The organism is Bacillus sp. FSL W7-1034 (genome assembly GCF_038593365.1).
In the GTDB taxonomy this organism is placed as follows: domain Bacteria; phylum Bacillota; class Bacilli; order Bacillales; family Bacillaceae; genus Bacillus; species Bacillus altitudinis.
This window is the reverse complement of sequence record NZ_CP151989.1, coordinates 2,613,907-2,634,452: the sequence shown is the minus strand read 5'-3', so window position 1 is coordinate 2,634,452 and position 20,546 is coordinate 2,613,907. Positions and strand designations below refer to the sequence as shown.

The 20,546-nt window shown below is 41.6% G+C and carries 17 protein-coding genes; 16 read left to right on the top strand and 1 reads right to left on the bottom strand.

The window, feature by feature from the left end:
* The first annotated feature begins 19 nt into the window (after nt 1-19).
* From NST73_RS13535 to NST73_RS13510, 6 genes are all read left to right on the top strand, one after another.
* On the top strand, nt 20-1,252 hold the full coding sequence (locus NST73_RS13535; protein WP_007501712.1) for a malic enzyme-like NAD(P)-binding protein: 1,233 nt from the start codon (nt 20-22) through the stop codon (nt 1,250-1,252).
* A gap of 304 nt (nt 1,253-1,556) precedes the next feature.
* Nucleotides 1,557-2,432: an acetyl-CoA carboxylase, carboxyltransferase subunit beta gene (gene accD, locus NST73_RS13530; RefSeq protein WP_342499150.1), complete on the top strand. Its 876-nt coding sequence runs from the start codon at nt 1,557-1,559 to the stop codon at nt 2,430-2,432.
* On the top strand, nt 2,417-3,394 hold the full coding sequence (accA, locus tag NST73_RS13525) for an acetyl-CoA carboxylase carboxyl transferase subunit alpha (protein WP_008346075.1): 978 nt from the start codon (nt 2,417-2,419) through the stop codon (nt 3,392-3,394). Before accD ends, accA begins: the two co-directional genes overlap by 16 nt.
* Before the next feature lie 339 nt (nt 3,395-3,733).
* On the top strand, nt 3,734-4,693 hold the full coding sequence (pfkA, locus tag NST73_RS13520) for a 6-phosphofructokinase (protein ID WP_017358271.1): 960 nt from the start codon (nt 3,734-3,736) through the stop codon (nt 4,691-4,693).
* Nucleotides 4,694-4,720: 27 nt separating this feature from the next.
* Complete coding sequence (gene pyk, locus NST73_RS13515) at nt 4,721-6,481, top strand: pyruvate kinase (protein WP_024718661.1); 1,761 nt, start codon at nt 4,721-4,723, stop codon at nt 6,479-6,481.
* Nucleotides 6,482-6,580: 99 nt separating this feature from the next.
* On the top strand, nt 6,581-6,970 hold the full coding sequence (locus tag NST73_RS13510) for an FxsA family protein (RefSeq protein WP_061419875.1): 390 nt from the start codon (nt 6,581-6,583) through the stop codon (nt 6,968-6,970).
* A gap of 24 nt (nt 6,971-6,994) precedes the next feature.
* Here the strand turns inward: NST73_RS13510 and ytvI are convergent, their stop codons facing one another.
* The gene (gene ytvI, locus NST73_RS13505; RefSeq protein ID WP_342499149.1) at nt 6,995-8,113 is read right to left on the bottom strand and encodes a sporulation integral membrane protein YtvI; all 1,119 of its coding nucleotides are present in this window, start codon (nt 8,111-8,113) and stop codon (nt 6,995-6,997) included.
* Nucleotides 8,114-8,213: 100 nt separating this feature from the next.
* Here ytvI and NST73_RS13500 point away from each other — a divergent pair, with 100 nt between their 5' ends.
* From NST73_RS13500 to coaE, 10 genes are all read left to right on the top strand, one after another.
* Nucleotides 8,214-8,678 (top strand): DUF441 domain-containing protein, encoded by a 465-nt coding sequence (locus NST73_RS13500; protein WP_007501699.1) that lies wholly within the window; start codon nt 8,214-8,216, stop codon nt 8,676-8,678.
* A 374-nt stretch (nt 8,679-9,052) separates the two neighbouring features.
* Complete coding sequence (citZ, locus tag NST73_RS13495) at nt 9,053-10,171, top strand: citrate synthase (protein ID WP_160757459.1); 1,119 nt, start codon at nt 9,053-9,055, stop codon at nt 10,169-10,171.
* Between the two features lie 146 nt (nt 10,172-10,317).
* A complete protein-coding gene (gene icd, locus NST73_RS13490; RefSeq protein ID WP_024424789.1) occupies nt 10,318-11,589 on the top strand; it encodes an NADP-dependent isocitrate dehydrogenase in 1,272 nt (423 codons plus the stop codon).
* A 34-nt stretch (nt 11,590-11,623) separates the two neighbouring features.
* Nucleotides 11,624-12,562: a malate dehydrogenase gene (gene mdh / locus NST73_RS13485; RefSeq protein WP_007501693.1), complete on the top strand. Its 939-nt coding sequence runs from the start codon at nt 11,624-11,626 to the stop codon at nt 12,560-12,562.
* 187 nt (nt 12,563-12,749) lie between these two features.
* Nucleotides 12,750-13,478 carry a response regulator transcription factor gene (locus tag NST73_RS13480; RefSeq protein WP_007501691.1) on the top strand — a complete coding sequence of 243 codons (729 nt, stop codon included), beginning with the start codon at nt 12,750-12,752 and terminating at the stop codon, nt 13,476-13,478.
* On the top strand, nt 13,471-15,213 hold the full coding sequence (locus NST73_RS13475; protein WP_017358268.1) for an ATP-binding protein: 1,743 nt from the start codon (nt 13,471-13,473) through the stop codon (nt 15,211-15,213). The genes NST73_RS13480 and NST73_RS13475 overlap by 8 nt, the downstream gene beginning before the upstream one ends.
* Nucleotides 15,214-15,467: 254 nt before the next feature.
* Nucleotides 15,468-18,107, top strand: a complete 2,640-nt coding sequence (polA, locus tag NST73_RS13470; protein WP_017358267.1) for a DNA polymerase I — start codon at nt 15,468-15,470, stop codon at nt 18,105-18,107.
* Nucleotides 18,108-18,132: 25 nt separating this feature from the next.
* Nucleotides 18,133-18,966, top strand: coding sequence for a DNA-formamidopyrimidine glycosylase (gene mutM / locus NST73_RS13465; protein WP_007501686.1), 834 nt, complete (start codon nt 18,133-18,135; stop codon nt 18,964-18,966).
* A gap of 174 nt (nt 18,967-19,140) precedes the next feature.
* Nucleotides 19,141-19,773: a sporulation membrane protein YtaF gene (gene ytaF, locus NST73_RS13460; RefSeq protein ID WP_007501684.1), complete on the top strand. Its 633-nt coding sequence runs from the start codon at nt 19,141-19,143 to the stop codon at nt 19,771-19,773.
* A 13-nt stretch (nt 19,774-19,786) separates the two neighbouring features.
* Nucleotides 19,787-20,392, top strand: coding sequence for a dephospho-CoA kinase (coaE, locus tag NST73_RS13455; RefSeq protein ID WP_268417923.1), 606 nt, complete (start codon nt 19,787-19,789; stop codon nt 20,390-20,392).
* The last annotated feature ends 154 nt before the right edge of the window (nt 20,393-20,546 follow it).

The window sequence follows — 20,546 nt, the reverse complement described above, 5'->3', positions numbered from 1 at the left end:
TTGAAGGAGTGTTCATCACATGTCATTAAGAGAAGAAGCATTACATATGCACAAAGAGAATCAAGGCAAACTCGAATCAAAATCAAAGGTACAAGTGAAAAATGCGAAAGACTTGAGCTTGGCTTACTCACCAGGTGTAGCGGAGCCATGTAAAGATATTTATGACGATACAAGCAAAGTGTATGATTATACAATGAAAGGCAATATGGTCGCTGTTGTCACAGACGGAAGTGCTGTATTAGGGCTTGGAAACATTGGGGCAGAAGCATCTCTTCCAGTAATGGAAGGAAAAGCTGTCTTATTCAAAAGCTTTGCAGGTGTTGATGCATTCCCAATCGCACTTGCAACAAACGATGTAGACAAAATCGTTGAAACAGTGAAGCTTCTTGAGCCGACGTTTGGCGGCGTGAACCTTGAAGATATTGCAGCACCAAACTGCTTTATCATTGAAGAGCGTTTGAAAAAAGAGACAAACATTCCTGTTTTCCACGATGATCAGCACGGGACAGCGATTGTAACAGTGGCAGGACTTGTGAATGCACTGAAGCTGTCTGGAAAATCAATGTCTTCAATTAAAGTGGTTGCAAACGGCGCTGGAGCAGCAGGAATTGCGATTATCAAACTTCTTTATCATTTCGGTGTACGTGATATCATCATGTGTGATACAAAAGGCGCTATTTATGAAGGCCGTCCGAATGGTATGAATGCAGTGAAAAATGAAGTAGCTAAATTCACGAACCAAGATCGTAAAGAAGGTTCTTTAGAAGAAGTGATTGAAGGCGCAGATGTCTTTATCGGCGTTTCAGTAGCAGGTGCTTTAACTAAAGAAATGGTTGGAAAAATGGCAAAAGATCCTGTCATCTTCGCAATGGCGAATCCAAACCCAGAGATCATGCCAGAAGATGCACATGCAGCAGGTGCAAGTGTTGTAGGAACTGGCCGTTCTGACTTCCCGAACCAAGTGAACAACGTCCTTGCATTCCCTGGTATTTTCCGTGGAGCGCTTGATGTACGTGCGACACACATTAACGAAGAAATGAAAATTGCAGCTGTTGAAGCGATTGCTTCCCTTGTATCAGATGAAGAATTGTCAGCGGAATACGTTATCCCTGCACCATTTGATGCACGAGTAGCGCCAGCAGTAGCCAAAGCAGTGGCAAAAGCAGCAATGGAAACGGGCGTTTCAAGAATTAAAGTAGACCCAGAAGCTGTTGCAGAAAAAACAAGAAAATTAACGATTATCGGCGAGTAATCGAAATGGAAAAGTGTGCACGTTCTTTCTGAATTTGGAGGAAAAACGTGCACCATTTCCTCTCTTACACGAAATTTTTTTCATCCTAAATGAGATTTTTTTGTAGACGTTCACAATTCACATATACCAACTACTCAGCGCCCCAAACCTATACTCATTTCTCATCAATTCCCCACTGAAAAAATTGAATGAAGGATGACAGCGTTTGACAAAAAAAGTACAATAGTTTCGGTACAGTTATGACATGTCCTATAATAGTGGATGTGCGTGTAAAGAAAAACCCTTCAAAAAGGGAGGTAGTCATTTGTCAATCAAGAATATTTTCAGTAAAAAGAAAAAATATGCATCTGTACCCTCTGAACAGGCAAGTCAAGATGTGCCTGAAGGCATCATGACCAAATGTCCGCAATGTAAAAAAATAATGCTCACCAAAGAACTAGATAAAAATTTACGTGTTTGCATGAATTGCGGCAGACATTTGCAAATGAATGCAAAACAACGTATTGAAAGCCTTGTAGACGAAGGCAAATTTGAAGAATTTAACGGTCACCTCATTTCTGAGAACCCGCTCGGTTTCCCAGGCTACGAAGAAAAGCTTCAGAAAGACAGAGAAAAAACATCTTTGAATGAAGCCATCGTAACAGGAAAAGGTGAAATTAAAGGTCAAAGTGCTGTCATTGCTGTCATGGATGCCACGTTCCGTATGGGCAGCATGGGCTCAGTCGTTGGTGAAAAGATTACATTAGCTATTGAGAAAGCAAAAGCGGACAAGGTGCCATTTATCATCTTCACTGCATCTGGAGGAGCAAGAATGCAAGAGGGGATTCTTAGTCTGATGCAGATGGCAAAAACAAGTTCAGCATTAAAGCTGTTCAGCGAGGATCAAGGTCTGATTATCTCTGTGATGACCAATCCGACAACTGGCGGTGTATCAGCTAGTTTCGCGTCTCTCGGTGATTACAACTTTGCAGAGCCTGGTGCATTAATTGGTTTTGCTGGTCGCAGAATCATTGAACAAACCATTCGTGAAGACCTACCAGAGGACTTCCAAACGGCTGAATTTTTAATGAAGCATGGTCAGCTAGATGCTGTGATTCACCGTGCAGAAATGAAAGAAACATTAGGCCAAATCTTAGCATTACACAGCACAGGAGGTGAACGAGAGTGGCTGGAGAACTAGAATTTGAAAAACCTGTCATTGAACTCCGAGCGAAAATTGATGAATTGAAAAAGTTCACACAAAACTCAGAGATGGATTTAAGTGCGGAAATTGAGCGCCTTGAAACGCGTCTGAGTAAGCTTGAAACAGACATTTATACAAATTTAAAGCCTTGGGACAGAGTACAAATTGCTCGTCATGCGATGCGCCCAACAACTCTCGATTACATTCAAGAGCTGTTTGATAACTTTTTCGAATGTCACGGTGACCGTTTTTATGGGGACGATGAAGCCATCGTTGGAGGAATTGCTACGTTTAAAGGACTTCCTGTCACAGTCATTGGTCATCAGCGCGGAAAAGACACAAAAGAAAACTTGCGCCGTAATTTCGGGATGCCGCATCCAGAAGGTTACCGTAAAGCATTGCGCTTGATGAAACAAGCAGATAAATTTAATCGTCCAATCATTTGCTTTATTGATACAAAAGGAGCTTATCCTGGTAAAGCAGCTGAAGAACGCGGGCAAAGTGAAGCAATTGCGAAAAACCTTTTCGAAATGGCAGGACTTCGTGTACCGGTTGTCTGTATTGTCATTGGAGAAGGCGGAAGTGGCGGAGCACTAGGCTTAGGCGTAGGAAACCACCTATTTATGCTAGAGAACTCAACATATTCAGTGATTTCACCTGAAGGTGCAGCAGCACTGCTCTGGAAGGACTCATCACTTGCGAAAAAAGCTGCAGAATCAATGAAAATTACCGCTCCAGACCTAAAAGAATTAGATATTATAGATGATGTTATTAAAGAAGTGCAAGGTGGAGCACACCGAGACGTGAAACAACAAGCAGCCTACATTGAAAAAACATTAAAACAGTCACTTACATCTTTGCTCAAACAATCGCCTGAAGAATTAGTCGAACAAAGATATCAAAAATACAAAGCAATCGGCAAAGTATCGATTGAAAATCAATATATTGGGGTAAACTAAATAAACGTACAGCCTTTTGGCTGGCGTTTATTTTTTTCGTCTTTTTTCATCAAAACGATCTGATGTAAGCGCTATTTGAAAATAATTTTCTTTTGTTTTCATAAAATTTGAAACGTCTGAAAACGTTGATTTGACAAGGTTTATAGCACTTCAATCAACTATTTTTTGAACAAAGTGCTTTCAAGACTATCTTAACTTTTGTTTAAAAACATTTTATTTAATTGTATAATAAGTACGGTTTTAGAAATTCGTATTGAAAACATCTGGTTTTGCTCATGATTGTTTTCAAGCAGTGGAAATGGTATGTTTAATTCATATATGGTCTCTGAGGTGAAAAAGATGAAGCGTATAGGAGTTTTAACGAGCGGTGGGGATTCCCCAGGAATGAATGCAGCTGTGCGCGCAGTTGTAAGGAAAGCAATTTACCATAATGTAGAAGTTTACGGTATTTATAATGGATATTCAGGTCTAATTAACGGTAAAATTGAGAAACTCGAAATAGGTTCAGTAGGCGATATCATTCATCGTGGAGGAACAAAACTTTACACGGCAAGATGTCCTGAATTCAAGACAGTTGAAGGTCGTGAAAAAGGGATTGAGAACTTAAAAAAATTCGGTATTGAAGGACTTGTTGTCATCGGTGGAGATGGCTCATTCATGGGAGCGAAGAAATTAACAGAGCTCGGTTTTCCATGTGTAGGTGTCCCTGGCACGATTGACAATGACATTCCTGGTACTGATTTCACTATTGGCTTTGATACAGCACTAAATACAGTCATTGATGCCATTGATAAAATTCGTGATACAGCCACATCTCATGAACGTACATACGTAGTGGAAGTAATGGGAAGACATGCTGGTGATATTGCTCTTTGGTCAGGTCTTGCAGGCGGAGCCGAATCAATTTTGATTCCTGAAGCAGACTATGACATGGACGAAATTATTGCCAGATTGAGAAGAGGGCATGAACGCGGCAAGAAGCACAGTATCATCATCGTCGCAGAAGGCGTAGGCAGCGGTGTCGAATTTGGTAAGAGAATTGAAGAGGAGACAAGCCTTGAAACGCGTGTATCTGTCTTAGGACATATTCAGCGTGGAGGTTCTCCAAGTGCGTTTGACCGAGTGCTCGCAAGTCGCCTAGGAGCGTATGCAGTAGAACTTCTTCTTGAAGGAAGAGGCGGACGCTGTGTAGGCATTCAAAGCAACGAACTCGTTCATCACGATATTTTAGACATCTTAGATAAAAAGCATACAGTCGATCAAAATATGTACCGACTTTCACAAGAGCTCTCTATATAAAACGAGAAGACCTTAGGAGGAACAGTAATGAGAAAGACAAAAATCGTTTGTACAATCGGTCCAGCAAGTGAAAGCATTGAAAAGCTGACTGAATTGATTGAAGCAGGAATGAATGTAGCCAGACTAAACTTCTCTCATGGAGATTTTGAAGAGCATGGTGCACGTATTGAAAACATTCGCAAAGCAGGTAAAACTTTAGGCAAGGACATTGCGATCCTTCTTGATACAAAAGGTCCAGAGATCCGTACACGCACAGTTGAAAACGGCTCAATTGAGTTAGTTGCTGGTGCTGATCTTATCGTGAGTATGGAAGACATTGTGGGAAACACTGAAAAAATCAGTGTGACGTACGAAGATTTAATTCATGATGTAGAAGTGGGCTCAACCATTTTATTAGATGATGGTCTGATTGGTCTAGAAGTAAAAGAATTAAATAAGGACCGAAAAGAAATCGTCACAAAAGTAATGAATACAGGCACACTGAAAAACAAAAAAGGTGTCAACGTACCAGGTGTGAGTGTGAACTTGCCGGGTATTACAGAAAAGGATGCCAATGATATTCTGTTTGGAATTGAACAAGGTGTCGATTTCATCGCAGCTTCTTTTGTGAGACGAGCTTCTGATGTTCTTGAAATTCGTGAGCTACTTGAAAAGAACAACGCAGCTGACATTCAAATCATTCCGAAGATTGAAAACCAAGAGGGCGTTGATAACATCGATGAAATCCTTGAGGTATCAGATGGACTGATGGTCGCGCGTGGAGATCTTGGTGTAGAGATTCCGGCAGAAGAAGTACCACTTGTTCAAAAAATGCTGATCAAAAAATGCAACCGTTTAGGCAAGCCTGTCATCACAGCAACTCAAATGCTGGATAGCATGCAGCGTAACCCGCGTCCAACTCGTGCGGAAGCAAGTGACGTGGCAAATGCTATTTTTGACGGTACAGATGCGATCATGCTATCTGGTGAAACAGCAGCAGGAACATATCCAGTTGAAGCTGTGCAAACGATGCACAACATTGCCTCACGTTCAGAGGAAGCACTTAACTATAAAGCAATCCTTTCTCGCAGAAGCGAAGAAGTAGAGGTCAGCATTACAGATGCGATCGGTCAATCTGTTGCGCACACAGCAATGAAGCTTGATGTAGCAGCGATTGTGACACCTACTGAGAGTGGTCATACAGCAAGAATGATTTCAAAATATAGACCTAAAGCACCAATCGTTGCAGTCACAGCAAACGAATCAGTAGCAAGAAAGCTATCTCTCGTATTCGGTGTATTTGCGAAGAGTGGATCAAATACGTCATCTACTGATGAAATGCTAGAGAATGCAGTAGAAAAATCTATTGAATCTGGCTATGTAAGACATGGCGACTTGATTGTCATTACAGCTGGTGTGCCGGTTGGAGAAGCTGGTACAACGAACTTAATGAAAGTGTATGTTGTCGGTGACATCATTGCGAAGGGTCAAGGAATTGGCCGCAAATCTGCATTTGGACCGGTTGTTATTGCACAAAGCGGAAAAGAAGCAGAGGAAAAAATGTATGATGGTGCGATTCTTGTCGCAAACTGCACAGATCGTGATATGATGGGTGCTTTAGAAAAAGCGTCTGCCCTTATCACGGAAGAAGGCGGTCTAACAAGCCATGCAGCAGTCGTTGGGCTTAGTCTTGGAATTCCAGTCATTGTCGGTCTTGACAGTGCCACAACACTTCTAAAAGAAGGCGAAGAGATTACAGTAGATCCAGCACGCGGAGCGATCTACAAAGGCCGTGCAAGCGTCCTTTAAATCACACACGAGGGGAGTTATCTGACTCCTCTCTTTTTTTATGTTACACTAAAAAAAGTAAACAGCTTTCGATGAAAGAGACCCCATGAGGTGATATGGTTGAAAAAATATTTTCTACTATTATTGATTCTGTTCCCAGCAGTGGAAATTAGTTTATTTTTAATCTCAAGTAACATCATTGGTATTTTACCAACGATGCTATTCATTGTACTAACAAGCGCACTAGGTGCTTACTTTGCAAGGAAACAAGGAATAGAAGCATTTCAGAAAGTGCAGCGAGATTTACAGTATGGCAAAATGCCAGGGGCCACCATTGTCGATGGATTCTGCATTCTGATCGGTGGTTTGCTGCTGCTCATACCTGGATTCCTTTCTGATCTGATTGGGGCTGTGCTGCTCATTCCCATGACAAGAAAACGGATCAAACCGCTCTTTGAGCGCTGGCTTAGAAATATGTCCAATCGCAAACGCTATACGATTATACGCTAAAGAGACCTTCGCATCAGGTCTCTTTTACTTTTGCGCACCATACCGAATGTACTGATAAAGGTCTCTGAAAACCCCTGCATTACGAAACGCCTGCCAAACGACAAGAGAAGCGGGACCGAGTGCAAGTCCAAGAAAACCAAAGCATTTTAACCCGACAAACAGTGCCACAAGTGTTGCTAAAGGATTAAGACCGATTGATTTACTTAAGACTTTTGGCTCTGATATTTGTCTTTGAATGAGCACCACAATATACAAAATGCCCAGTCCAATGGCGAGTGAAAGATTTCCTGTCATGGCGGAGTAAATGATCCACGGAAGAAAAACCGTGCCACTCCCGATGTAAGGAAGTAAATCAACTAGACCAATACATAGAGCGATCACAATCGCATGCTCGACCTTTAAGATGAAAAGTCCAATCAGCACGATCCCAATGGTCATGGCAACAAGTAGAAGCTGGGCTTTCATAAAGCCAGAAATGGCTTTTTTGATTTCAGATAAAATCGCATGTGTATGAAGCATCCATTTGGCGGGAAAGATACGAGAACCATATTTTTTTAACGTAAACCAATCTTTTGTGATAAAAAAAGTCGCTAGGGCGGAAAATAAAAGCGTCGCTGCTGCGTCAGGCAAAAGACCTAAAAAAGCTGGAATGAATTCAAGAGTTTTTGAAAGGAAAGTCCCGATTTTTGCCGCTGCTTCGTCACCAAGTGCTTGGATTTGTCCTAAAATCGATTCCTTTTGACCTGCTTGAAGTGTATTAAATTGAGCAGTCAAATCATGATATAAAGGCAAAATCTGATCTGTGAAAAAACGTTCCACGATCCCAATCAGTTGATCAAGATGACCTGGCAGGACCTTTGCTAAATAAGCACTTCCTGAAATGATTTCCGCCACTAAAAGTGTCATGAATCCGGCGGCTGCCACTAAAAAGAGTAATAGCACAATGATGACAACAAAACCTCTTGGCATCCCGGTCATGTTTTCAATTTTGCATACGGCTGGATGAATCAAACACGACACGGCAAATGCAATCCAAAATGGATATAAAAACGGAAAAGACTGATATAAAAAAACAACCGCACAAACGGCGATGCTGAAAATCATCAAACTTCGCAAAAAAATGCCCACATAAGTGTGATTCACACAATCCCCTCCAAAAAACAAGCATGTCCGATACTTCATTTTATTCAAAAAGATTAGTAATATGAAAAGGTCGCAATAAAAAGAAAGAAAGGAGCGGCGTATGTTTACTCAAGCAAATTTGTTTTTGGTTCTTTTACTCGTTATTGCACTTATTGCAAAAAACAATTCGTTAATTTTAGCGGTCTCTGTGCTGATTGCCATTAAGCTGATTGGCCTGGATCAAAAAATATTCCCGGTTCTGCAATCAAAAGGTATCAATTGGGGTGTGACGGTCATCACGATCGCTGTGCTTGTACCGATCGCAACAGGGGACATTGGATTTAAACAACTTGGAGAAGCGATGAAATCTTCCTATGCTTGGATAGCTCTTGGAGCGGGTATATTAGTAGCATTAATTGCAAAAAACGGCATTGTGCTACTCGAAAACGATCCGCATATCACAGCAGCACTTGTATTCGGTACGATTTTGGCAGTCAGCTTATTCAAAGGTGTGGCTGTTGGCCCGCTGATTGGTGCTGGAATTGCCTATTTAGCGATGCAAGCAGTGAAATTTTTCAGCGGTTAAAAAGAGAGTGGCTCATGCCACTTTCTTTTGATTTTTTTCTGGCGTGAGCTTTTGCAAAAAAACATAATTAAATATATTAAAAGAAGCAAAATCCCTTTATTCCATGCCCGAACCGGAAGGCTGGAAAAAAAAATATCAAAAAAAATTATAGTTAAACATTTAACAAATGTCTGATTATTGTTTATAATGGGAATAGGCTTAATTTTGAACTCATTGATCAAACACGAGATATGAGGCTAAAAGCGCTCTAACCGTATAGGTAAATGTAAGCATTTTCTTTTCTAAACCTGCCAGCCTATTTTGGTTGGATAGCGCTTTCAAAAAGCGAGAATTTTGCAACGAAGGGGAATCTTTTTAAAAAGGGGAGATTGAACATGACAGCAACAAGAGGTCTTGAAGGTATCGTGGCAACAACTTCATCCGTAAGCTCAATTATTGATGATACTCTTACTTATGTAGGGTACAATATCGATGATTTAACTGAAAAAGCGACTTTCGAAGAAATTGTCTACCTGTTATGGCACTTAAAGCTGCCGAATGAGCATGAGCTAAGCGAGTTAAAGCAGCAGCTCAATGAAAATGCTCATATTCCGCAAGAGATCATTGAGCACTTTAAATCTTATTCGCTGGATGGGGTTCATCCAATGTCTGCGATTCGTACAGCGGTATCCTTATTAGGTTTACTTGATGACGAATCAGAGATTATGGACAAAGAAGCAAATTACAGAAAAGCCATTCGCTTACAAGCGAAAATTTCTGGACTTGTCGCTGCATTCTCACGTATTCGAAAGGGACTTGAGCCTGTACAGCCAAAAGAAGAATACAGCTATGCTGCAAACTTCTTATATATGCTAAACGGCGAAGAGCCTTCACCAGTAGAAATTGAAGCGATTGATAAAGCGCTCATTCTACATGCGGATCACGAATTAAACGCATCGACATTTACAGCACGTGTATGTGTTGCTACACTATCAGATATCTACTCTGGTGTAACAGCGGCTATCGGCGCATTGAAAGGACCACTTCATGGCGGCGCGAATGAAGGCGTAATGAAGATGCTCTCAGAAATTGGCGAAGTTGAAAACGTAGATTCCTATATTCATGGTAAGCTAGAGAAGAAAGAGAAAATTATGGGCTTTGGCCACCGCGTTTACCGCCAAGGTGACCCGCGTGCAAAACATTTAAAAGAAATGAGCCAGCGCTTAACAAATCTCACAGGCGAGCCAAAATGGTATGAAATGTCTGTACGCGCAGAGGAAATCGTGACATCAGAGAAAAATCTTCCACCAAATGTTGATTTTTATTCTGCTTCTGTCTATCACAGTCTTGGGATTGATCATGACTTGTTTACACCAATTTTCGTGATCAGCCGATTCTCTGGATGGATTGCTCACATTTTAGAGCAATATGACAACAACCGTCTGATCCGTCCAAGAGCTGACTATATTGGACCTGATCTTCAAACGTTTGTTCCGATCAGTGAAAGAGACTAATGTTTATAGAATAGCGGAGGCTGATCCATCTAAACCAATCAGCCTCCATATCAACAAAAAACGAATCACGTGAAAAACTTCTTGGCTTGCAGACATCAAGCTTGGAAGTTTCAAATATTCACTACATAACCTGGGAGGTAATATCATTGTCACAAGGCGAAAAAATTACAGTTACTGGCGGCGTATTGAATGTACCAAATAATCCAATTATCCCGTTTATCGAAGGGGACGGAATCGGCCCTGACATTTGGAAAGCAGCATCAAGAGTTCTTGAAGCAGCTGTAGAAAAAGCATATAAAGGTGAAAAGCAAATCACTTGGAAAGAAGTATATGCAGGTGAAAAAGCTTACAATAAAACTGGCGAGTGGCTTCCAGAGCAAACACTTGAAGACATTCGTGAATATTTAATCGCGATCAAAGGACCACTGACAACTCCAATTGGCGGAGGAATCCGTTCATTGAACGTGGCACTAAGACAAGAGCTTGATTTATTCACATGCTTACGTCCAGTTCGCTGGTTCAAAGGTGTACCATCTCCTGTGAAACGTCCAGAAGACACAGACATGGTCATCTTCCGTGAAAACACTGAAGATATCTATGCAGGAATCGAGTATGCAAAAGGATCAGACGAAGTGAAGAAGTTAATCGACTTCTTGAAAAACGAATTAGGTGTGAATAAAATCCGTTTCCCAGAAACATCAGGTATCGGAATCAAACCAGTTTCTGAAGAAGGAACATCTCGTCTTGTCAGAGCAGCGATCCAATATGCGATTGACCAAGGCCGTAAATCTGTGACACTTGTTCACAAAGGAAACATCATGAAATTTACAGAAGGAGCCTTCAAAAACTGGGGCTACGAAGTGGCTGAAAAAGAGTTTGGCGACAAAGTCTTTACATGGGCACAATATGATCGTATTGTAGAACAAGATGGAAAAGATGCGGCAAACAAAGCGCAAAGTGAAGCAGAAGCTGCTGGCAAAATCATTGTCAAAGACAGCATTGCAGATATTTTCCTTCAACAAATTTTAACTCGTCCAGCTGAGTTCGATGTTGTCGCAACAATGAACTTAAACGGAGACTACATCTCTGATGCACTTGCAGCACAAGTTGGTGGAATTGGTATCGCACCTGGTGCAAATATCAACTACGAAACAGGACACGCTATTTTTGAAGCGACTCACGGAACAGCACCGAAATACGCTGGTCTTGATAAAGTGAATCCATCTTCTGTTCTTCTATCAGGCGTGCTTTTACTTGAGCACCTTGGATGGCAAGAAGCTGCTGATCTAGTGATTCAATCTGTTGAAAAAACAATTGCATCTAAAGTCGTCACGTACGATTTTGCTAGATTAATGGACGGTGCAACAGAAGTGAAATGTTCTGAGTTTGCTGACGAGCTCATCAAAAACTTGTCTTGATTCTTAAACTTTAAAGTTAAAGGGGAAAAAGGAAATGGCAAACAAGCGTAAAAAAGTATCTGTCATCGGAGCAGGCTTTACTGGAGCAACTACAGCATTTCTAACAGCTCAAAAAGAATTAGCGGATGTCGTATTAGTGGATATCCCTCAGCTTGAGAACCCGACAAAAGGGAAAGCACTTGACATGCTGGAAGCAAGCCCTGTTCAAGGCTTCGATGCGAATATTACAGGAACTTCTAACTACGAAGATACAGCCGGTTCTGATGTCGTGGTCATTACGGCAGGAATTGCAAGAAAGCCGGGAATGAGCCGTGACGACCTCGTGTCAACAAATGAAAAAATCATGCGCAGTGTGACACGTGAAATCGTTAAATATTCTCCAGAAGCGATCATTGTTGTGTTAACAAACCCTGTTGATGCAATGACATATGCAGTTTATAAAGAATCAGGATTACCAAAAGAAAAAGTCATCGGACAATCAGGAATTCTTGATACAGCACGTTTCCGTACGTTCGTTGCTCAAGAATTAAACCTATCTGTGAAAGATGTGACGGGCTTTGTTCTTGGCGGACATGGGGACGACATGGTTCCTCTTGTACGTTACTCTTATGCAGGCGGTATCCCGCTGGAAACATTAATTCCTAAAGAGCGAATTGATGCAATTGTTGAAAGAACAAGAAAAGGCGGCGGTGAAATCGTCAACCTATTAGGTAACGGTAGTGCGTATTATGCACCTGCTGCTTCACTCGTTGAAATGGTTGAGGCGATCTTAAAAGATCAACGCCGTGTCATGCCGACGATTGCATACCTTGAAGGTGAATATGGCTACGAAGGCATTTACCTTGGAGTTCCAACAATCGTAGGTGGAAACGGCCTTGAGCAGATCATCGAGCTTGAGCTGACAGAAGAAGAAAGAAGTCAGCTTGACCGTTCTGTTGAATCTGTAAAGAACGTCATGAAAGTATTGTCTTAATATGAATAAAAAAGAAGGCTTCTCGTATGAGGAGTCTTCTTTTTGTTTACAAAGCCAATCTTGTCGAAATTTTAAATTGTTCTCTTGTTAAGCTTTCGTTAAAATGAAAGAGAAAGCATGACTTCTCGCTTTTCACATAAGATACAAAAAACCGGATGCAGGGGAAATCACTAATTGGAGGCACAACATGAATAAAAAAATATTAGTTGTGGATGATGAAGAATCAATTGTAACACTTCTAAGCTATAACCTTGAAAGGGCGGGCTACGATGTCGTCACAGCAAGAGACGGAGAAGAAGCGCTTGAAAAAGCAGCAAGTGAACAGCCTGATCTGATTGTGCTTGATTTAATGCTTCCGAAAATGGACGGCATTGAAGTGTGCAAACAACTGAGAATTCAAAAAATGATGTTCCCTATTTTAATGCTGACAGCAAAGGACGATGAATTTGATAAGGTGCTCGGTCTTGAACTTGGAGCCGATGATTACATGACAAAACCTTTCAGTCCTAGAGAAGTGGGTGCTCGGGTAAAAGCCATTTTGAGAAGAGCACAGCAATCTCAGCCGGCTCCCGTGCAAGAAGAGAAGGAAGAGATCATTGCAGACCAAATCAAAATTGGAGACCTGCGCATTTTACCTGAACATTACGAAGTCTATTTCCAAGAAGAACGTCTAGAGCTCACGCCAAAGGAATTTGAACTGCTTCTTTATTTGGCTAAGCATAAAGGCCGTGTCCTTACGCGTGATCTATTGTTAAGTGCGGTTTGGAATTATGACTTTGCAGGTGATACTCGTATTGTGGATGTGCATATCAGCCACTTGCGGGACAAAATTGAAAAGAACACGAAAAAACCAACATATATTAAAACCATTCGAGGCTTAGGCTACAAATTGGAGGAGCCAAAGCCAAATGAGTAAAGTGAGAACCCGCCTTTTTTCTGGGCTCATTTTTCTCCTGTTTATTGTGTTTGTTGCGCTTGGTCTTTTCTTGGATCATATGTTTCATATTTTCTATGAAACAAAATTAACCGAACGAATGGAAAAGGAATCGAGTTTTCTCCTTTCTTCTATGAATGTTGAAGATTTGAATGCGGAGCAAAACAAGAAGATTCTCAATCAAGCAAAGCAGCATCTCGATATGAATGCGTCGATTGTGGACGTGAAGGGGAATATCATACATACAACGGGTCAAGCAGAACAAAGGGCTGTCATTTTAAACACACTGAAAAGTGAGCAGCTCCAAACAAAAGGAACGTTCATTGAGGATGAGAAGGATGCGCTGTTTCATTATGCAGTCCCAATGATGAAACAAAACGAACCGGCGGGATATTTATTTCTTCATGCTTCATTCCAGCCTTTGAATGAGATTGATGGTCAGCTCTGGCTTGCATTAGCCTTTTGTCTTGGTTCGGCCATCATTATCATCGTCTTTTTTGGCTATCGCATGTCGATGAAGTATGTAAAGCCGATTGATTATGCCACAAAGGTGGCCAAACAGCTTGAACGAGGGAACTATGATACAAATAACTATGAAGAGTTGATCATTGAAACAAGTGAACTCAATACATCAATGAAGCGTCTGGCAGAAAGTCTTCAAGACATGACAAGCGCTGGCGAAATGCAGCGAGATCGTCTGCAAACAGTCATTGAAAACATTGGAGCGGGGATCATTTTGATTGATAAAATGGGCTATATCCACTTAGTCAATCGAACATTCCGCAAGCAATTCAAAGTGCAAAAACATATTTACATGCACAAGCTGTATCATGAAGCTTTTACCCATGAAGAGATTATTGAGTTAATAGACGAAATTTTCATGACAGAAACCAAGGTCCGAAAGTTTTTACGTCTCGCTGTTGACATCGAGCGCCGTTATTTCCAAGTCGATGGTGTTCCGATCTTAAGTACAGACGATGAATGGAAAGGGATTGTTCTTGTCTTTCATGATGTGACAGAAACAAAGCAGCTAGAACAGATGCGAAAAGACTTTGTCGCTAACGTGTCACATGAATTAAAGACACCGATCACGTCAATTAAAGGCTTTTCTGAAACACTTCTGGATGGTGCCATTGACGATAAAGAAGCGTTGACACAATTTTTGTCCATCATCCTAAAAGAGAGTATTCGTTTAGAAACGCTCATCCAAGACTTACTTGATCTCTCGAAAATTGAACAGCAGCATTTTAAGCTGAATATTCAAGAAGCCAATGCGACAGAAATCATTCAAGAGATTGAAGTACTGCTAAAACAAAAGGCTGCTGAAAAAGGCATTGACCTACAAGTGCGTGTCCCGAAAGAGCCGGTCTATGTCATGGCAGATCCGCTGAGATTAAAACAAATTTTCCTCAACCTGATCAATAATGCCCTCACCTATACACCAGAGGGAGGAAGTGTCACGATCACAGCAAGACAGAGGAAAGACAGCTATGAATTTGATGTAGCAGATACAGGGATCGGTATGAAAAAGAGTGAGATTCCAAGAATATTCGAGAGGTTTTATCGAATTGATAAAGATAGAAGTAGAAACTCAGGCGGTACAGGGCTTGGTCTTGCCATTGTCAAACACCTTGTCGAAGCACATGAAGGAACGATTTCTGTTCATAGCAAACAAGGCAAAGGGACGACGTTTACCGTGAGTTTAAAGTCAAAATAGAGAAGAATGGAAAGTGGCGTTAAAATTTACATGATCTTTACAATGAATTCATGTTTTGTTAATCAATCATTGGTAGGATGAATAGGAACCCCTTCATCCAAGGAGCCAATTTTGGAAGGACGAAAACACTTGTTGTTTTCGTCCCTTTTTTATGCAGGCTCGTCTATTTTCTTTTCAAAATAAACTTTGATAAAATGAACATACAATGTGCGAAAGAGACGGCTGAGCCGGCTCAGTCGATGGAGGATTAAAAGATGACAGATCAAAAGAAATTAGTACTTGTGGATGGAAACAGTCTCGCTTATCGAGCCTTTTTTGCTTTGCCGCTATTATCCAATGATAAAGGCGTACATACAAATGCCATTTATGGCTTTGCGATGATCTTAATGAAGATGCTGGAAGACGAGAAGCCGACTCATATGCTCGTAGCATTTGATGCGGGTAAAACCACCTTCCGTCACGAGACCTTTAAGGAATATAAAGGCGGAAGACAAAAAACTCCGCCAGAACTATCAGAACAAATGCCGTTCATCCGTGAGCTATTAGATGCTTATCAAGTGAAAAGGTACGAGCTTCCGCAATACGAGGCGGATGACATTATCGGCACACTGGCTGTAGAGGCAGAAAAGGACGGCTTTGAGGTCAAAATCTTCTCAGGAGATAAAGACTTAACGCAGCTTTCAACAGACCATACAACAGTAGCCATTACGAAAAAAGGCATCACAGAAGTAGAATATTACACACCGGCCCATATTGAAGAGAAATACGGCCTCAGACCAGATCAAATCATCGACATGAAAGGGCTGATGGGAGACTCATCAGACAATATCCCTGGTGTGCCTGGTGTCGGTGAAAAAACAGCGATCAAATTACTAAAGCAGTTTGAAACGGTTGAAAATCTGCTTGATCATATTGACGAAGTCAGCGGGAAAAAGCTAAAAGAAAAGCTTGAAGAATATAAAGAACAAGCGGTGATGAGTAAAAAGCTGGCGACGATTCTCGTAGAAGCACCAATAGATGTGTCAAGCAAAGAGCTCGCCTATGAAGGTCCTCACATGGAGCAGGTCATCTCGCTTTATAAAGAACTGGGCTTTCAAACGCTGCTAGAGCGTTTAGGAGAAGCGCCAGAATCAGATGAACCAGTAGAAATAGACGAACTAGACGTGAAGAAAATGACAGATGTCACGGAGGACATGCTGACAGATCACGCTGCACTTGTGGTAGAACAGCTAGGAGACAATTATCACGAAGCCGATTTGATAGGGTTTGCGATCCATAATGAGAACGGTGCATTTTTTATGACAAAAGAAGATGCTCTGCAATCTGAAGCGTTTAAACAATGGGTACAGGATGAAACGAAGAAGAAATGGGTCTTTGATTCCAAAAGAGCGGTTGTTGCGCTCAGATGGCATGATGTTGATCTTAAAGGTGTCGATAACGATGTCCTGCTCGCTTCCTATGTGGTCAATCCGCAGAAATCCTATGAGGACGTTGCAAGTGTGGCGAAGGAATATGGCCTGAACATAGCCCTTTCCGATGAAAAAGTTTACGGAAAAGGAGCGAAACAGGCGATTCCACCTGAAGAAGAGCTAAAAGACCATCTTGGAAGAAAAGCAGCAGCGATCTCTGCGTTGCATGATTTGACCCTTGAAGCGTTAGAAAAGAATGATCAGCATGAGCTATATGAAGATTTAGAGTTGCCACTTGCCCTCATCTTAGGTGAAATGGAATCTCTTGGGGTAAAAGTGGATGTTGAACGTCTTCAGAAAATGGGTGAAGAACTCACGAAGAAGCTGAAGGAATATGAAGAAACCATTCATCGGTTAGCAGGAGAAACATTTAACATCAATTCACCGAAGCAACTTGGTGTGATTTTATTTGAAAAATTAGGACTACCGGTTATCAAAAAGACCAAAACAGGCTACTCTACGTCTGCGGATGTCCTTGAAAAGCTTGAAGATAAGCACGAAATTATTCGGTCCATTCTGCATTACCGTCAAATAGGAAAGCTGCAATCCACTTATGTGGAAGGCTTAATGAAAGTGACGCGCAAAGATACGCATAAAGTGCACACAAGATTTAATCAGGCACTTACACAAACAGGAAGACTAAGCTCAACAGACCCAAACCTTCAAAACATCCCGATTCGTTTAGAAGAAGGCCGAAAAATTCGTCAAGCGTTCGTTCCGTCAAAAGAAGGCTGGCTCATGTTTGCAGCTGACTATTCTCAAATTGAGCTGCGTGTCCTTGCGCACATTTCTCAAGATGAGAACTTGATTGAAGCCTTTACGCAAGATATGGATATTCACACGAAGACTGCCATGGATGTGTTCCATGTCTCAGAAGAAGAAGTGACTTCCTCTATGAGAAGACAGGCCAAAGCTGTCAACTTCGGAATCGTATATGGAATTAGTGATTATGGACTGTCTCAAAACCTTGGGATTACAAGAAAAGAAGCAGCGGCCTTCATTGAACGTTATTTAACAAGCTTTAAAGGCGTGAAAACCTATATGGAGGACATCGTGCAGGAAGCAAAACAAAAAGGGTATGTGACCACGCTTCTTAAACGAAGACGATATATCCCAGATATCACAAGCCGTAATTTTAATGTGAAAAGCTTTGCGGAAAGAACGGCAATGAACACACCGATCCAAGGCAGTGCCGCCGATATCATCAAAAAAGCGATGATTGATATGGCACGAAAGTTAAAAGAAGAGAATCTGCAGGCAAATCTGTTATTGCAAGTGCACGATGAACTGATCTTTGAAGCGCCAAAAGAAGAAATCGCCATATTAGAAAAAATCGTCCCTGAAGTCATGGAAAGCGCACTTCAGCTCGATGTGCCGCTAAAAGTCGATTTCGCTTCAGGTCCATCTTGGTACGACGCAAAATAAAGAGAGAGAAAAAGGAGCGAGGAGCATGCCGGAATTACCAGAGGTTGAGACCGTCCGGCGCACTCTTCAGCGGTTAGTCAAAGGAAAAACGATTGAAACGGTCGATATCAAATGGCCAAATATCATCAAACGTCCTGGGGAACCGGAAGAGTTCGCTAGAAGGATGGTAGGAGAAACCATTCAAACCATTGAAAGAAGAGGGAAGTTTCTACTCTTTCATTTAGACCACTATGTGATGGTCTCCCATTTAAGAATGGAAGGGAAATACCGTGTACATGAAACTGGTGAGCCTTATGATAAACATGTACACGTCGTCTTTACGTTCACAGATGGTACCGAACTTCGGTACCATGATGTCCGTAAATTTGGGACGATGCATCTATTTCAGCCAGGCGAAGAAGAAAAAGAACTTCCGCTGTCACAGCTGGGGTATGAACCTTTTTCAGACTCATTTACACCAGACTATTTATGGGAGCAATTAAAGAAAACCTCCCGCGTGGTCAAAACGGCTTTACTTGATCAAAAAATCGTGGTTGGTCTCGGTAATATTTATGTAGATGAAGTGCTGTTTAAATCAGGCATTCATCCAGAAACAAAAGCGAATCAGCTAAGTCTTGCATCTTGCAAGGTGCTCCACAAACATATTATTGACACGCTTCAAGTGGCTGTTGATGCAGGAGGCAGCACCATTCGCTCCTACATCAATTCACAAGGTGATATTGGGACTTTTCAATTACAGCTTCTTGTATATGACCGGCGGGGAGAACCTTGCCAGACGTGCGGCAGTATCATAGAGAAAACAGTGGTGGGAGGGCGCGGCACTCATTTTTGTGTGACCTGCCAAAAACGCCCTTCATAAAGGTAAGCCGTCAGCATGCTTCCTTTTTGCCATGCATACGATAAAAAACATTCTTTTTTCAGCAAGGTGTAGACTGACACACAGCCCACCTGCTCTTCATATAGTGAAGAAGAGTCTAAGGACGCCTAGAGACTCTTGATCATCGTTGCATGAACAGAAAGGAAGAGTACAGGTATGATTTCGTTTTCGCTTCTGTTTTTAGCTATTGCCGTCAGCATTGACAGCTTTTCTGTAGGTTTTACGTATGGTCTTCGCAAGATGAGGATTCCATTTAAAGCCATCGTTATTATTGCTTGCTGTTCAGGAATTGTGTTGCTCATTTCCATGCTGATTGGCAGCCTGCTCACGACATTCCTCCCTGTCTCAGTGACAGATAAACTGGGTGGAGGCATTTTAATTGCTATCGGACTTTGGGTTCTGTATCAATTTTATAAACCAGCGAAAGAGCGTGATTTGCTCCTTCATGAAAAAACACTTCTCAATGTAGAAGTGCAGTCTCTTGGGCTTGTCATTCATATTTTGCGAAAGCCTACAAGTGCAGATATTGACCGCTCTGGCACCATTAATGGAATGGAAGCGGTGCTTCTTGGAATTGCTTTATCCATCGATGCATTTGGTGCAGGGATTGGTGCCGCGATTCTTGGTTTTTCTCCAATTGTCATGAGCATCACGGTCGCTGTGATGAGTTCTCTTTTTGTATGCATCGGACTGCGTGCAGGTCATTATTTGGCCAATTGGCGCTGGATCGATAAACTCGCATGCTTACCAGGGCTGTTGCTCATTTTAATTGGGGTGTGGAAGCTGTAAAGGAGGAAACGAATTGACGCTCGTCATTGGATTAACAGGCGGGATTGCTAGCGGAAAAAGCACAGTCTCGCAGATGATAAAAGAGAAAGGCATTCGGGTGGTGGATGCTGATGTCATTGCAAAAGAAGCGGTTTCTAAAGGATCGGCTGCCCTTCATCAAATCGTTCAAACTTTTGGTGAAGAGGTTCTTCTGCCAAATGGTGAACTGAACCGGCAGCAGCTTGGAGCGATCATTTTTTCTGATGAAGAGAAAAGAAAAAAGCTCAACGCCATCGTTCATCCTGAAGTCAGAAAGGAAATGCTCGAGCAGCGTGATGAAGGGGTGAGCAACAATGAAACATTTGTTGTGCTTGATATCCCGCTCCTATTCGAGAGCAAGCTGGAAGGGCTAGTCGACCGCATCATCGTTGTGTACACGACGCCTGAATTGCAGCTGTCGCGGCTCATGAATCGAAACGACCTGAGCGAGGAAGAAGCACTGAATCGCATTCACTCCCAGCAGCCTCTTGAGGAAAAATGCCAAAAAGCAGACTGCGTGATAGAAAACACAAAAGATCTTGCTTTTATTAGAAAGCAATTAGAGAACATATTAAACGAATGGGAACATACAGATAAGTAAGAGTACATACAGTACTCTTCTTTTTTTATGCTTTTTTCGTCAATTTCATTGCAAAGAACAGCCCTTTTTTGAAAATATACGTTTATATACTGGCAATTACATTCTAATGTGATATACTAATTTCATAAATAAATTTATTGAGTATAACACATAA

Bases quoted from the DNA above. Each gene is read 5' to 3' on its own strand.
- NST73_RS13475 (WP_017358268.1), top strand. From the start codon at position 13,471: ATGAGTAAAGTGAGAACCCGCCTTTTTTCTGGGCTCATTTTTCTCCTG.
- NST73_RS13535 (WP_007501712.1), top strand. From the start codon at position 20: ATGTCATTAAGAGAAGAAGCATTACATATGCACAAAGAGAATCAAGGC.
- citZ (WP_160757459.1), top strand. From the start codon at position 9,053: ATGACAGCAACAAGAGGTCTTGAAGGTATCGTGGCAACAACTTCATCC.
- mdh (WP_007501693.1), top strand. From the start codon at position 11,624: ATGGCAAACAAGCGTAAAAAAGTATCTGTCATCGGAGCAGGCTTTACT.
- mutM (WP_007501686.1), top strand. From the start codon at position 18,133: ATGCCGGAATTACCAGAGGTTGAGACCGTCCGGCGCACTCTTCAGCGG.
- pfkA (WP_017358271.1), top strand. From the start codon at position 3,734: ATGAAGCGTATAGGAGTTTTAACGAGCGGTGGGGATTCCCCAGGAATG.
- ytaF (WP_007501684.1), top strand. From the start codon at position 19,141: ATGATTTCGTTTTCGCTTCTGTTTTTAGCTATTGCCGTCAGCATTGAC.
- polA (WP_017358267.1), top strand. From the start codon at position 15,468: ATGACAGATCAAAAGAAATTAGTACTTGTGGATGGAAACAGTCTCGCT.
- NST73_RS13480 (WP_007501691.1), top strand. From the start codon at position 12,750: ATGAATAAAAAAATATTAGTTGTGGATGATGAAGAATCAATTGTAACA.
- pyk (WP_024718661.1), top strand. From the start codon at position 4,721: ATGAGAAAGACAAAAATCGTTTGTACAATCGGTCCAGCAAGTGAAAGC.
- NST73_RS13500 (WP_007501699.1), top strand. From the start codon at position 8,214: ATGTTTACTCAAGCAAATTTGTTTTTGGTTCTTTTACTCGTTATTGCA.